This window comes from Microbacterium sp. zg.Y909, from assembly GCF_024626565.1.
Genome location: NZ_JANJFJ010000106.1, coordinates 1 through 12,773, shown reverse-complemented (window position 1 = coordinate 12,773; position 12,773 = coordinate 1). Strand labels below are relative to the sequence as shown.

General features: G+C 71.2%; 13 protein-coding genes and 1 pseudogene. 12 read left to right on the top strand and 2 right to left on the bottom strand.

Going from position 1 to position 12,773, the window contains the following annotated elements:
- From NQ160_RS09850 to NQ160_RS09835, 4 genes and pseudogenes are all read left to right on the top strand, one after another.
- Positions 1-138 (top strand): annotated as a pseudogene (locus NQ160_RS09850) (acyl-CoA dehydrogenase family protein); the annotation flags it as partial.
- 21 nt (positions 139-159) lie between these two features.
- Complete coding sequence (locus NQ160_RS09845; protein ID WP_257515066.1) at positions 160-1,431, top strand: DUF445 domain-containing protein; 1,272 nt, start codon at positions 160-162, stop codon at positions 1,429-1,431.
- A gap of 13 nt (positions 1,432-1,444) precedes the next feature.
- Positions 1,445-1,795, top strand: a complete 351-nt coding sequence (locus tag NQ160_RS09840) for a gamma-glutamylcyclotransferase (RefSeq protein ID WP_257515065.1) — start codon at positions 1,445-1,447, stop codon at positions 1,793-1,795.
- Positions 1,792-2,283, top strand: a complete 492-nt coding sequence (locus NQ160_RS09835; RefSeq protein WP_257515063.1) for a SixA phosphatase family protein — start codon at positions 1,792-1,794, stop codon at positions 2,281-2,283. Before NQ160_RS09840 ends, NQ160_RS09835 begins: the two co-directional genes overlap by 4 nt.
- Here the strand turns inward: NQ160_RS09835 and NQ160_RS09830 are convergent.
- Positions 2,276-3,253, bottom strand: a complete 978-nt coding sequence (locus tag NQ160_RS09830; protein WP_257515062.1) for a LacI family DNA-binding transcriptional regulator — start codon at positions 3,251-3,253, stop codon at positions 2,276-2,278. The two genes, NQ160_RS09835 and NQ160_RS09830, sit on opposite strands and share 8 nt — an antisense overlap.
- Before the next feature lie 140 nt (positions 3,254-3,393).
- Here NQ160_RS09830 and NQ160_RS09825 point away from each other — a divergent pair, with 140 nt between their 5' ends.
- The 5 genes from NQ160_RS09825 (at position 3,394) to NQ160_RS09805 (ending at position 9,733) form a co-directional block, all read left to right on the top strand.
- Entirely contained in the window at positions 3,394-4,659 is a 1,266-nt protein-coding gene (locus tag NQ160_RS09825) for a sugar ABC transporter substrate-binding protein (protein ID WP_257515061.1), read from the top strand.
- A 1-nt stretch (position 4,660) separates the two neighbouring features.
- Positions 4,661-5,782 (top strand): carbohydrate ABC transporter permease, encoded by a 1,122-nt coding sequence (locus NQ160_RS09820; protein WP_257515060.1) that lies wholly within the window; start codon positions 4,661-4,663, stop codon positions 5,780-5,782.
- Positions 5,779-6,690 carry a carbohydrate ABC transporter permease gene (locus NQ160_RS09815; protein WP_257515059.1) on the top strand — a complete coding sequence of 304 codons (912 nt, stop codon included), beginning with the start codon at positions 5,779-5,781 and terminating at the stop codon, positions 6,688-6,690. Before NQ160_RS09820 ends, NQ160_RS09815 begins: the two co-directional genes overlap by 4 nt.
- Positions 6,687-8,582, top strand: a complete 1,896-nt coding sequence (locus NQ160_RS09810) for a glycogen debranching N-terminal domain-containing protein (RefSeq protein WP_257515057.1) — start codon at positions 6,687-6,689, stop codon at positions 8,580-8,582. Before NQ160_RS09815 ends, NQ160_RS09810 begins: the two co-directional genes overlap by 4 nt.
- A 104-nt stretch (positions 8,583-8,686) precedes the next feature.
- Positions 8,687-9,733 carry a 2,3-butanediol dehydrogenase gene (locus tag NQ160_RS09805; RefSeq protein WP_257515055.1) on the top strand — a complete coding sequence of 349 codons (1,047 nt, stop codon included), beginning with the start codon at positions 8,687-8,689 and terminating at the stop codon, positions 9,731-9,733.
- A gap of 3 nt (positions 9,734-9,736) precedes the next feature.
- Here the strand turns inward: NQ160_RS09805 and NQ160_RS09800 are convergent, their stop codons facing one another.
- Complete coding sequence (locus NQ160_RS09800; RefSeq protein WP_306852994.1) at positions 9,737-10,186, bottom strand: YbaK/EbsC family protein; 450 nt, start codon at positions 10,184-10,186, stop codon at positions 9,737-9,739.
- Between the two features lie 50 nt (positions 10,187-10,236).
- Between NQ160_RS09800 and NQ160_RS09795 the strand changes: the two genes are divergently transcribed.
- The 3 genes from NQ160_RS09795 (at position 10,237) to NQ160_RS09785 (ending at position 12,636) form a co-directional block, all read left to right on the top strand.
- Positions 10,237-10,680: a pyridoxamine 5'-phosphate oxidase family protein gene (locus NQ160_RS09795; protein WP_257515052.1), complete on the top strand. Its 444-nt coding sequence runs from the start codon at positions 10,237-10,239 to the stop codon at positions 10,678-10,680.
- 105 nt (positions 10,681-10,785) lie between these two features.
- Entirely contained in the window at positions 10,786-11,859 is a 1,074-nt protein-coding gene (locus NQ160_RS09790) for a Glu/Leu/Phe/Val dehydrogenase family protein (RefSeq protein ID WP_257515051.1), read from the top strand.
- 51 nt (positions 11,860-11,910) lie between these two features.
- On the top strand, positions 11,911-12,636 hold the full coding sequence (locus NQ160_RS09785; RefSeq protein ID WP_257515050.1) for a VIT1/CCC1 transporter family protein: 726 nt from the start codon (positions 11,911-11,913) through the stop codon (positions 12,634-12,636).
- The last annotated feature ends 137 nt before the right edge of the window (positions 12,637-12,773 follow it).

The window sequence follows — 12,773 nt, the reverse complement described above, 5'->3', positions numbered from 1 at the left end:
GCCGGCGGCTCGTCGTACTTCGCCGGCGCAGAACTCGGCCGGCTGTACCGGGACGTGCTCGCGGGCCTCTTCCACCCCTCCGATCCGGAGTCCGCGCACGCGACGGCGGCCACCGCCTGGCTGGGCCCGGTCGGGTGACCCGCGTGCGAGGATGACGGAATGTCCCGCACCCCCCTCGCCGCGCTGAGCCCGGCCGACCAGGTGCGCCGGCGCGCCCTCGGACGGATGAAGGCCGTTGCTCTCGGAGCGCTGGTGTTCATGGCGGTCGTCTTCGCCGTGTCGTTCCCGCTGCAGAATGACGTGCCGTGGCTCGCCTACGTGCGGGCCGCCGCAGAAGGCGGCATGGTGGGCGCGCTGGCGGACTGGTTCGCGGTCACGGCTCTGTTCCGGCATCCGCTCGGCATCCCCATCCCGCACACCGCGATCATCCCCAGCCGCAAGGACGAGATCGGGCGCACCCTCGGGGAGTTCGTCGAGACCAACTTCCTCTCCACCGAGGTCGTGCGCACCAAGCTGGAGTCGATCAGCGTGTCGCGCCGCCTCGGCGAGTGGCTGGCGAGCCCCGAGCATGCTGCGCGCGTCACGGACGAAGGCTCGGCGATGGCCGCCGGCGTGCTGCGCGCCCTCAGCGACAGCGACGTGCAGGACCTCATCGCCGACGTCGCGCGCGAGCACCTCGTCGAGCCGGACTGGGGCCCCTCCGTGGGCGGATGGCTGGCGCGCCTGGTCGACTCGGGCGCACATCACGGCGCGGTCGACATGGCGGCGGACTCCGTCGGAGTCTGGCTCGAGGGCAACCGCGAGTCCTTCGACGGCCTGGTCTCGAGCCGCCTGCCCTCGTGGGTGCCCTCGATGGTGCTGCGCCTCATCGACGACACGCTCTACAAAGAGGCGCTGTCGTTCGTCCGCGATGTGCGGGGCGACCCCGACCACGCCGCGCGCCGAGCGATCGACCAGTACCTCACGCGGCTCGCCGACAGCCTGCAGAACGACCCGGCCACCATCGGTCGCTTCGAAGACGCCAAGTCGGGCGTCTTCGACTCCCCCCGGGTGCGGGAGCTCGCCGCCGAGGCTTGGGACACCACCAAGTCCGGCCTGCTCCGCTCGCTCTCCGATCCCGCCAGCGGCCTGCGCGCGCGCATGACCCAGGCACTCATCGACTCCGGCACGCGCCTGTCGACGGACACCGCGCTGCAGCAGCGGGTCGACGGCTGGGCGACGGATGCCGCGGTCTTCCTGGTCGACCGGTACCGGCACGACATCGCCTCGATCATCACCGAGACCGTCGAACGGTGGGACCCGGCCGAGACCACGGAGAAGATCGAGCTGATGGTCGGCCGCGACCTGCAGTACATCCGCCTCAACGGCACCGTCGTCGGCGCTCTGGCGGGACTCACCATCTTCACCATCGCGCATGCCCTGGTGGGCTGACTAGCCTGGGCGCATGGGCGACACGGTCGAGCTGCTGTTCAGCTACGGCTCGCTGGAGGGCGGCGGGCTTCAGCTCGACACGTTCGGGCGGGTCGTGCACACCGAGCCCGACGTGCTGCCCGGGTTCACGACCTCGCTCACGGAGCGGCCGGACCCCCGCATCACCGACCGCATCGGCCCCGTCCCGCAACGGGAGCTGCGCCGCACCGGCGACCCGCGCGACAAGATCATCGGCACGGTGCTGCGCCTCAGCGAGGCGGAACTGGATGCCGCCGACGAGCTGCTGAGCCCGCCGTTTCACCGCCGGTCCGTGACGCTCGAAAGCGGACGCGGCGCGTGGGTGTACGTGGTGGGGGCGACGTGATCCGCCTCGCGCTGGCGCGTCACGCCAAGAGCGAGTGGGGCTCACCCGGAATCGCCGACCACGACCGACCGCTGACAGAGCGCGGCCTGCGCGACGCGCCGATCATGGCCGCGCGCCTGGCCGACAGCGGCTTCGTGCCCGACGCGATCGTGACGTCCACGGCGCTCCGGGCCCGCACCACCGCCGCGGTCTTCGGCGAGCGCTTCGGGCTCGAGCCCGTGCTGCGTCCGGGGCTCTACGGAGCGCCGGCCGAAGAGCTGCTCGAGGCAGCCGTGCACCAGGGCGCCCCGTCGGTGCTGGTCGTCGCCCACGACCCGGGCATGAGCGTGCTCGCCGCCCGGCTGTCGGACGACGCGATCGGCCACATGCCCACCTGCGGGGTGGCCACCTTCACCTGGCGATTGGGAGGTCGCGGCGGCACTGGACCCCGACGAGTGGACGTTCGACTCGCCGAGCTGATCCTGGCGGCTGCCGGTGGGGTCAGATGACGCCGGCGCGCACCACGAGCTCGGGTTCGATGAGGCTGCCACCGGGCTCCGCACCGCTGACGAGCAGATCGAGCACCGCTTCGGCCACCTGCTCGGGGCGCTGCTCCACGCTGGACAGCCCCAGCGCGGCCGCGACGGGGGTGTTGTCGAAACCCACGACGGTCACCTCGGACCTGCCGGCGTGCGAGGCCGCGAGGTGCGCCCCGACGGCGAGGGTGTCACTCGCGCACACGACGGCATCCACCGTCGTCGTGGCGAACAGCAGCTCGGTCTCGGCGCGAGCGGCCTGGACCGTGTCCAGACTCGTGCGGCGGAGGTCTTCGGCGGCATCCTCCCCCATCGCCTCGCGCCATCCGCGCTCGCGGTCATCCCCCGTGCCGCTGCCGCGCGGCCATCCGAGAAAGGCCACCCGGCGCCCGAGACCGCGCGCGAACGCTGTGGCGGCGCGCGTGCCGGCTGCGCCGTCGACGTCGACCCAGGCGTGGTCGGCAACGGTCCGCTCGGCACCCCATGGCCGCCCGAAAGACACGAACGGCAGTCCCACCTCGCGCAGCCAGTCGGTGCGAGGGTCGCCTTCGACCGTGCCGGTCAGCACGACGCGGTCGATCTCGCCGCCGTCGCGCAGCGCCCGCAGCCTTTCGAGCTCCTCCTGGGCGTCGGTGGCGGCGTAGACCAGGATGCCGAGCCCGCGCGGGGTGGCGCGGTCGGTGAGGGCGTGCACGAACCGATCGAGCACGACCCCCGAGATGCCCCCGCTGTAGGGGTCGAGGTGCACGGCGATGGTGTCGCTGCGCCGCGTGCGCAATCGGCGCGCCGCCATCGACGGGGCGTAGCCGAGCTGCACGATGGCGTTCTCAACGCGCTCACGGGTACCCGCGCGCACCACCGCGGGACTGTTCAGCACATTCGACACCGTCTGGCGGGACACCCCCGCGAGGCGCGCGACGTCCTCGACCGTCGGCTGCCGCATCGTCGCCTCCCGCTGACCGTCGCCCGCGAATCCCGTTGACACGCTTCCCCGTCGGTCTTAGCTTGTCACCACCGGCGGCACTTTGAACGATCAAATTCGGGCGTCCGGTCCGCTCCGCCGAGTCATCGAAGGAGACTCCCATGAAGCGACACACTGCGGTTCGCCTGCTGGGCGCCGGAGCTCTCGCCGCCACCGCCGCGCTCGTCCTGGCCGGGTGCGGTCAGGGATTCGCCGGCGACTCCGGCGGCGCAAGCGACTCCGACGACGGGCTGACCGACTCGGACGACCCGATCCGCGTCATGATCGGCTCCAGCGGCGAGGCCGAGACGGCGGCCGTCGAGGATGCCGTCGCGGCCTGGGCCGCCGACGAGGGCGTCGACGCGGAGGTCGTCGCGGCGACCAACCTCAGTCAGGAGCTCGCTCAGGGGTTCGCCGCCGGCTCTCCGCCCGACCTGTTCTACCTCTCCACCGACCAGCTCGCCGGATTCGTCGAGAACGGCTCGGTGCGCGCCTACGGCGATCTGCTCGACAACAAGGACGACTTCTACCCGTCCCTCGTGGCCAACTTCACCGTGGACGGCGAATTCGTCTGCGCGCCGAAGGACTTCTCGACGCTGGCGCTCGTCATCAACACGACGCTGTGGGCGCAGGCGGGGCTCACCGAGGAGGACGTTCCGACGACGTGGGACGAACTCGCGACGGTCGCACAGACCCTGACCACCGACGGCCGCGTGGGCCTCGCCTTCGGCGCGGAGTACCAGCGGGTGGGCGCCTTCATGGCAGAAGCCGGCGGCCGGCTGGTCAACGAGGACGGCACCGAGGCGGTCGCCGACTCCCCCGAGAACGTCGAAGCCCTCACCTACGTGAAGGAGCACCTCGCCGACGGCACGTTCGCCTTCGCCGCCGACATCGGCGCGGGCTGGGGCGGCGAGGCGTTCGGCAAGGAGCTGGCGGCGATGGTGATCGAGGGCAACTGGATCACCGGCGGCCTGAGCGCGGACTACCCCGACGTCGAGTACACCGTCGCGGAGCTGCCCGAAGGCCCGGCAGGTCAGGGCACGCTGCAGTTCACCAACTGCTGGGGCATGGCAGCCGACAGCCCGAACCAGGAGGGGGTGCTCGACCTCGTCGAGTACCTGACGGACACCCAGCAGCAGCTGGCGTTCTCCGACGCCTTCGGTCCCATGCCCTCGATCGAGTCGGCCGCAGCCGACTGGGAGCAGGCGAACCCCGAGCTCGCACCCTTCCTCGCGGGCTCCGCGTACGCGATCGGCATGCCGACCAACGTGGGCGTCGGTGAAGTGCTCACCGACTTCAACGCCCAGCTCGAATCGCTCGCGACGGGCGACCCGCAGCAGATCCTGCAGACGGTGCAGTCCAACCTCGAGGCCGTGGTCGGCGGCTGACGTGGCCACCGCCGCTCCGGCGCCCCACCGCAGCCGCTCGTCCGGCGGCATCCGTCGCGGTGAGGGCGCCGCAGGGTGGCTGTTCACCCTGCCGATCATCGTGATCCTCGGGCTGTTCCTCTTCATCCCCGTGCTCATGGCCCTGTGGGTCAGCTTCTCGGATTGGAGCGGCCGCGGCAGCCCTCTTTCGTCCACCGTGTCGTTCATCGGTCTGGAGAACTACGCCGCCATCACCACCGGAGGCGGTCTCGCCGAGCGCAACTTCGGCATCGCACTGCGCAACAACGCCTGGTACGTGCTGCTGGTCGTGCCGCTGCAGACGGCGCTGTCGCTGTTCCTCGCGGTGCTGGTCAACCGCGCGGTGCTGCGCGGCCGGGGGTTCTTCCGCACCGCGTTCTACTTCCCTTCGGTCACGAGCTCCGTGGCCATCACCGTGCTGTGGCTGTTCCTCTTCTCCACGACCGGCGTCATCAACGAGGTGCTGTCGTGGATCGGCCTCGCCGGGCCGAACTGGTTCAACGACCCGCGCGGCATCGTCCACATCGCCCTGGGCGCCGGCGGCGAAGCGGGTCCCGCTGCGCTGACGGCGGGACAGTTCCTGGGCGTCACATGGTGGGACTGGCTCGCCGGGCCGTCGGTGGCGATGACCGCCTTCATCCTGATGGCGGTGTTCACCACCAGCGGCACGTTCATGCTGCTCTTCCTCGCGGCGCTGCAGAACATCGGCGCAGAGCTGAGCGAAGCGGCGATGATGGATGGCGCCAACGCCTGGCAGCGCTTCTGGTCCATCACGCTCCCCCAGCTGCGACCCACGCTGTTCACCGTACTGACCTTGGGGCTGATCGGATGCTGGCAGGTGTTCGACCAGATCTACACGGGCACCCAGGGCGCGCCCGGCAAGACCACGATCACCCCCGCCTACCTGTCGTACACGTCGGCCTTCACCGACCAGCAGTGGGGGATCGGCGCGGCGATCTCCTTCATCCTGTTCCTCATCATCATCGTGTTCACCGTGTTCCAGCGCTGGGCGCTGCGCGAACGGGCGGTCTCGATGCGGCGCCGCCGGCCGTATGAGCAGGCCGTCGCCGCCGCTGCTGCCGCTCGCGGGAAGGAAGCGCCATGACCACCACCACGGCCCTCACCCAGGAGGCCCTCTTCGATCAGCCGCCCGACCGTCCGGCGCGGCGCCCCCGCCGACTGCCACCGGGGCGCCTCACGATGCAGGTGCTGCTGTATGTGCTGCTCATCCTGCTGGCGATCATCTACATCTTCCCGTTCCTCGTGCAGGTGGCGACCTCGTTCAAGACCGACAATGAAGCCACGACCGACGCCGTCTCGCTGATCCCCGCGACCGTCAGCTTCGCCGCCTACGAGCGCCTCTTCACCCGCAGCGACTTCCCCCTGTGGTTCGCCAACTCGGCGATCGTGACGGTGCTCGTGACCCTCGGCCGCGTGTTCTTCGTCTCGCTCGCCGGCTACGCCCTGGCACGACTGCGCTTCCGCGGACGCGGTTTCGTGTTCGCCATGGTGGTCGGCGTCATGGCCGTCCCCTCGGTGGTGCTGCTAATCCCCAAGTTCCTGGTCCTGAACCAGCTCGGCATCTACGACTCCTACGCCGGAATGGTGATCCCCCTGCTGGTGGATGCCGCGGGGGTCTTCATCATGAAGAACTTCTTCGAGTCCATCCCGCCGTCGGTGGAGGAGCAGGCGCGCATCGACGGGGCTGGGACCTTCCGCATCTTCTGGTCGATTGTGCTGCCGATGGCCCGCCCCGCCGTCGTGACGATCGTGATCCTCTCGTTCCAGGGGTCGTGGAACGAGCTGAGCCACTTCATCGTGTCGACGCAGTCCCCGGAGCTGACCACCCTCACCAAGGGCGTCGCCTCGCTCGCGTCGGGGCAGCTCAGCCAGGGCAACCAGTACCCCTTGAAGCTCGCCGCCGCGGCGATCATGACGATCCCCGTCGCGGTGATGTTCTTCATCTTCCAGAAGCGGATCATGAACACCACCGAGGGCGCGGTCAAGGAATGAGTGCGGGCTGGCAGCCGTTCCTCTCGGACCGCGTCGTGGCGCTGCGTGCCCCGACCCAGGTCTGGTCGGGGCGCGACGGTGACGCCGGGGGCACCGCCATCGAGGGGATCTACCACGGCGACACCCGCTTCCTGAGGCACGTGCGCCTCGAATACCGCGCGCCCGACGGAAAGTGGCAGCCACCCGAGCCGATCTCCGTGATGTCCCGCGACGCCGCCACCGTGATCTTCGGGAGCCTGCTGCGGGGCGTCGACGACGCCACGCCCGACCCGAAGGTGCGTCTGGAACGCCTCCGCGAGGTGCGCAGCGGTGTCGTGACCGAGACGCTGCGACTGCATTCCCACCTCGACCGGCCGCTCGTCGTGCTGCTGCGTGTTCGCCTCACCCCCGACTTCTCGCCGCTGCAGGAGGTCAAATCCGGGGCGGCGCCCCGCACGGACTGGTCCGCCACCGGCGCGGGATCGACCGTGCAGGTGCGCCGCGGGCAGACCCGCATCGATCTGGTGGCACCGACGGCCACCGCAACCGTGGACGAGCCGGGCAACGAGGTGACGCTCGTCTGGCAGGTGCGCTGCGAGCCGCGCTCTTGGACCGAGGTGACGTGGCGGGCGCAGCTGGTCGATCCGGCACTGGTCGTTCTGCCCGCCGGGCGCCCCGTACCGTGGTCAGTGGAACTCCCGGAGCAGATCGACCCCCGACTGCGCATGTGGGTGCACTACGCGCTGTCCGACCTCGACGCCCTGCGCCTGGCGCTGCCCATTGCGCCTCATGACGAATTCTTCGCCGCCGGCGCCCCGTGGTTCTTCACGCTCTTCGGGCGTGACTCCCTGTGGACCGCGCGCATGCTGCTGCCGGTGGACGCCACGATGGCGGCATCCACTCTGCGTGTGCTCGCCCGATTGCAGGGCACGAAAGACGATCCCGAGAGCGCCGAACAGCCGGGCAAGATCGCGCACGAGCTGCGCGCGGTGGAATTCGCCATGCCGGGCGAAGGCATCGTGCTGCCGCCGCTTTACTACGGCACCGTCGACGCCACACCGCTGTGGGTGTGCCTGCTCGTGGATGCCGCGAGCGCCGGCATGCCCGAGGACGACGTGCGCCAGCTGCTTCCGAACCTGCGGGCAGCGCTCGAGTGGATCGACCACGCCGCCGCCGACGGTTTCGTGGAATACCTCGATGAGACCGATCATGGGCTGTCGAACCAGGGGTGGAAGGACTCCGGCGACTCGATCCAGTGGCGCGACGGCACCCTGGCGGCAGGACCCATCGCCCTGTGCGAGGTGCAGGGCTACGCCTACGAGGCCGCGGCCGGGGCGGCCGCGCTGCTGGACAGTCTGGGCGAGCCCGGCGGCGAGCGCCTGCGCGCGTGGGCGGAGTCTCTGCGGGACCGTTTTCGCGATCGGTTCTGGGTGCAGACGCCCGAGGGCCGGTACCCCGCGATCGCGCTGGACCGCGACGGCCGAGGCGTCGACACGCTGACCAGCAACATCGGTCATCTGCTGGGCACCGGCATCCTCTCCCCCGCAGAAGAGGCCGAGGTCTCCGCGTTGCTGGTCGGGCCCACGATGTCGTCCGGGTTCGGTGTGCGCACCATGTCGACGGCCGCGGCGGGATACTGGCCGCTCAGCTACCACGGCGGGAGCGTCTGGGCCCACGACTCCGCGATCATCGCCCGCGGCATGGCGCGTGCGGGACGTCAGAGCGACGCCCGCGTCGTCGTCGAAGGGCTGCTCGCGGCGGCGGAGGCGTTCGAGTTCCGCATGCCGGAGCTTCACGCCGGGGATGCCGCGACGACCGCCCCGGCGCCGGCACCGTATCCCGCAGCGTGTCGACCGCAGGCCTGGTCGGCGGCCGCGGCGATCGTGTGCCTGCAGATCGCGACGCGGCGCTGACGGGGCCGGGCGAGGGCGCCCGACGGTCGTGCGCGGCGATGCCCCGTCGACGGCCGACGGCGTCACGGATAGGCTCACCGAATCGACGACGGAAGGACGCACCGATGCGCGCTGCACGTTTCCACGGCAAAGAGGACCTCCGCGTGGAGGAGATCGACGAGCCCAGCCCCGGTCCGGGTCAGGTGAAGCTGCGCAACGGTTACTCGGGCATCTGCGGGTCGGACCTGCACGTCTACTACACGCCGGAGGCCGCCGGCATCGACATGGAGCATCCGCACCCGATCACCGGGGCGATGCCCCCGCAGGTGCTGGGGCACGAGTTCGCCGGCACGGTCGTCGAAGTGGGTGAGGGCGTCGAGGGCATCTCGGTCGGGGACCGCGCGGCGGTCTGGCCCATCTACTACTGCGGTGAATGCCCTGCGTGCCGCAAGGGCATGTACAACGTGTGCCAGAAGATCGGGTTCCACGGGCTGACCTCCGACGGCGGCGGCATGGCCGAGTTCACCACTGTGCCGGCGTCGATGCTGCATGTTCTCCCCGAGAACGTCGACCTGCGACTGGGCGCCCTCGTGGAGCCGATGTCGGTGGCGTGGCACGCCGTCTCGCTCGGCGAGGTGCCCGCGGGCGGCTCGGCATTGGTCGCGGGAGCGGGACCCATCGGCATCGGCGTGTGGTTCGCCCTCCGTGCCCAGGGCGTGGACCGCGTGCTCGTCTCGGAGCCGAGCGCACAGCGCCGGGCGATCATCGAGGCGCTCGGTGCGCGCACAGTCGACCCGGTGGACGGTGACCTCGCCGCGGCCGTCGCCGAACTCACCGACGGCGACGGCGTGGACGTCGCATTCGACGCTGCCGGGGCGGGTCCCGCCATCACCTCGGGGCTCGCCAGCCTGACCCCCGGTGGCCGGGTCATCGTGGTCGCCCTGCACGAGCGGGCCATGGAGTTCAACCCCACGCAGCTCGTCATGGCCGAGACCGGCATCGCCGGCAGCCTCGCCTACCTTCCCGAGGACTTCGACGCCGTCATCGCGGCGATGGCCGCCGGGGCGTACGACACGACGGGATGGGTCGAAGAAGTGGACATCGACGGCGTGGTCGACGCCTTCCACCGGCTGCGCTCGGGAGCCGGCGCGAAGATCCTCGTGCGCGCCTGAGGCTCAGTCCACCGCTGCGACGCGGCCGCCGGTGAGGGCGACCAGCTCGTCGAAAGTCAGCGGGAACACGGTGTGCGGCGTGCCCGCGGCCGCCCAGATCTCGGGGAACTCCGCGAGCATTTCGTCCACGATCGTCGGGAGGGGCGCGGGGTGGCCGGTGGGAGCCACTCCCCCGATCGCCTGACCCGTGGCATCCTTCACCTGCTGTGCGGTGGCCCGCTCGATACGCCGGCGCCCCAGCCGGGCGGCGAGCGCGGCGGTGTCGACACGGTGCGCGCCGCTGGTCATCACCAGCAGCGGCTCGCCGTCCGACCAGAAGACGAGGCTGTTGGCGATGGCGCCGACCTCGACCCCGAGGGCGGCGGCGGCCTGCGCCGCGGTGGCGGCGGCATCCGGCAGCACGACGATGTCGCCGGGGAGGCCGGCGGCACGTAGCGCCGCGTGCACGAGCATGCTGCGAGGAGGGAGATGCGCTGTCACCCTCCTCAGCCTAGAGTCAGGCCATGGCCGACCTGTTCGACGTCGACAAACCCGCCCACGCCATGGCCCGTACGCGCCTGAGCACCGATCTCATCGCCTGGCTGGTGACCACCACCGCCGAAGGACGCCCGCACCCGACACCGGTGTGGTTCTTCTGGCACGACGGCGCCATCACGATCCTCAGCGAGCCGGACACCCTCAAGGTGAAGCATCTGGAGCGGGGGTCGCAGGCCGTCGTGCACCTCGACTCGGGCGGGGCGTTTGGTGACGACATCGTGGTGCTGCACGGCGACGCGCGCCTCGAGCCGGACGGCGCGGCCCCCTGGCTCGAAGAGTTCCGCGAGCCGTACGACGCGAAGTACCACAGCGCGCTCGCCGCCTACGGCATGCCGCTGGAGCAGTTCGGCCACACGTTCTCGACGCGCATCGTGTTCACGCCGACGCGCCTGGTGGCCTGGGGCGGCTGAGCCGGGCCTCGATCCGGCGGCACCGGTCATGCACAATGGGGAATGATGCCGCAACGCCGCGGCTTCGGGAGTGCAGCCCACAAGGCCCGCCGAAAGAGGATCGCGATGACCACCGCCCTGCCCTTGCCTGATGTCACCCACGAGCGGGTGGAGGTGATCACGGGGCGACGGAGTGGCCTGTTCCTCGTCGTCGCCCTGCACTCCTCGGTTCTCGGTTCCGCCCTCGGCGGCGCCCGCCTGTGGACGTATCCGCACTGGAGCGACGCGCTCGGCGATGCCCTGCGCCTCTCGGCCGCGATGACCCTGAAAAACGCCGCAGCAGGTCTCGATGCCGGCGGCGGCAAAGCCGTGATCGGGCTCGAGCCCGGCACCGTGCTCGACACTGCACGCCGCCGGGCCGCCTTCCTCGACCTCGGCGACGCCGTGCAGTCCCTTGACGGTCTGTACCGCACCGCGGAGGACGTCGGCTCGACCACCGACGACATGCTGGTGGTGTCCGAGCGCACCGCTCACGTGGTGGGCCTCCCCGACGCCGTCGGCGGATCCGGGGAGCCCGCCGGCCCCACGAGCCTCGGTGTCTACGAGTCGCTGCGCGCCACCCTCGAACGCCTCACCGGCTCCCCGGACGTCGCCGGCCGCCGCATCACGATCTCCGGCCTCGGCCAGGTCGGGAGCCGACTCGCGGTGCGCCTGTCCGCCGAAGGCGCCGCCCTCACGGTCACGGACGTCAACCCCGTCAAGCGGCACCTCGCCGCCGATCTGGGCGCCGCGTGGGTCGAGCCCGGCACCGAGCACCTGACGCCCGCCGACGTCTTCGTTCCGGCCGGCATCGGCGGCCTGCTCACCGACGACGTCATCGACGCCCTCGATGCCACCGCCGTCTGCGGCCCCGCCAACAACCCCCTGGCGTCCCACGCCGGGGCGGATCGGCTGGCGGCCCGTGGCATCCTCTACGCCCCCGACTTCGTCGTCAACGCCGGCGGTGTCATCTACCTCGACTCCGCGGCGAAGCAGCTGGGCACCCGCCCGCAGATCTTCGAGCGGGTCGCGGGCATCGGCGACACGCTGCGGCGCATCTTCGACGAGGCCGCCGAAGCCGGCGTCACCCCGCTGGCCGCGGCGGAAGGGCTGGCCGCGGAGCGCCTGGCGGCAGGGTCGCGCGAGACCGCCCTGACCTGACCGCGCGCGTGGGTCTTCCTCGCCGCCGCCGGTCGTGACATCGTGTGCCCCATGAGCGCATCGGGCACGAACGGCGGCACCTCGAGGACAGGCGGCGGCGCCCTCGCCTCACGGCTGAACCGCCTGCGTGCGGGGGTGCTCGGAGCGAACGACGGCATCGTGTCGGTCGCAGCCGTCGTGGTCGGCGTCGCCGGCGCCAACGCGCAGTCGTCGCACGTCATCACGGCGGGCGCCGCCGCCCTCATCGGCGGCGCCATCTCGATGGCCGTCGGCGAGTACGTGTCGGTCAGCAGCCAGCGCGACACCGAGCGCGCGCTGATCAAGAAGGAGAAGAACGAGCTGCGCGACACCCCCGATGATGAGTTCGAGCAGCTCACTGGGGTGTACCGCGACAGAGGGCTGTCGGAGGCGACGGCGCGGCAGGTCGCTCAGGAGCTGACCGAGCAGGATGCCCTCGGCTCGCACCTCGAGGCCGAATACGCGATCAGCCGCGAGGGGGTCGTGAGCCCGTGGGCGGCGGCCTTCACCTCGGGCATCGCGTTCGTGCTGGGAGCGATCCTGCCCATGGCGGCGATCCTGCTGCCGCCGGCCGACTGGCGCGTGCCGGCGACCTTCGTCACGGTGCTGATCGCGCTCGCGGTCACCGGCGCCGTCGCCGCCCGCATGAGTGGCGCGCCGGCGCTGCGCGCCATGACCCGAACGGTGGTGGGCGGCGCGCTGGCCCTCGGCGCGACGTGGGCGGTGGGCCTGCTGCTGGACACCACCGGCGTGGTCTAGCCTTCCGCGAAGCACGTGGCCGCCGGCCCGCGGGATCGGCGTGCTCGACGACGCCGATCCCGGCGGGAACCACCGGCCCCGGGGGCCGACGCCGTCCCACGCGTGCGCCCTGCCGACGTTGTGCACGCCGACCGGCC

What these genes read in the sequence shown, in the direction of transcription:
- NQ160_RS09810 (WP_257515057.1), top strand. Translation starts at nt 6,687, where the DNA reads ATGAGTGCGGGCTGGCAGCCGTTCCTCTCGGACCGCGTCGTGGCGCTG.
- NQ160_RS09805 (WP_257515055.1), top strand. Translation starts at nt 8,687, where the DNA reads ATGCGCGCTGCACGTTTCCACGGCAAAGAGGACCTCCGCGTGGAGGAG.
- NQ160_RS09800 (WP_306852994.1), bottom strand. Translation starts at nt 10,186, where the DNA reads ATGCTCGTGCACGCGGCGCTACGTGCCGCCGGCCTCCCCGGCGACATC.
- NQ160_RS09840 (WP_257515065.1), top strand. Translation starts at nt 1,445, where the DNA reads ATGGGCGACACGGTCGAGCTGCTGTTCAGCTACGGCTCGCTGGAGGGC.
- NQ160_RS09795 (WP_257515052.1), top strand. Translation starts at nt 10,237, where the DNA reads ATGGCCGACCTGTTCGACGTCGACAAACCCGCCCACGCCATGGCCCGT.
- NQ160_RS09785 (WP_257515050.1), top strand. Translation starts at nt 11,911, where the DNA reads ATGAGCGCATCGGGCACGAACGGCGGCACCTCGAGGACAGGCGGCGGC.
- NQ160_RS09825 (WP_257515061.1), top strand. Translation starts at nt 3,394, where the DNA reads ATGAAGCGACACACTGCGGTTCGCCTGCTGGGCGCCGGAGCTCTCGCC.
- NQ160_RS09815 (WP_257515059.1), top strand. Translation starts at nt 5,779, where the DNA reads ATGACCACCACCACGGCCCTCACCCAGGAGGCCCTCTTCGATCAGCCG.
- NQ160_RS09845 (WP_257515066.1), top strand. Translation starts at nt 160, where the DNA reads ATGTCCCGCACCCCCCTCGCCGCGCTGAGCCCGGCCGACCAGGTGCGC.
- NQ160_RS09830 (WP_257515062.1), bottom strand. Translation starts at nt 3,253, where the DNA reads ATGCGGCAGCCGACGGTCGAGGACGTCGCGCGCCTCGCGGGGGTGTCC.
- NQ160_RS09790 (WP_257515051.1), top strand. Translation starts at nt 10,786, where the DNA reads ATGACCACCGCCCTGCCCTTGCCTGATGTCACCCACGAGCGGGTGGAG.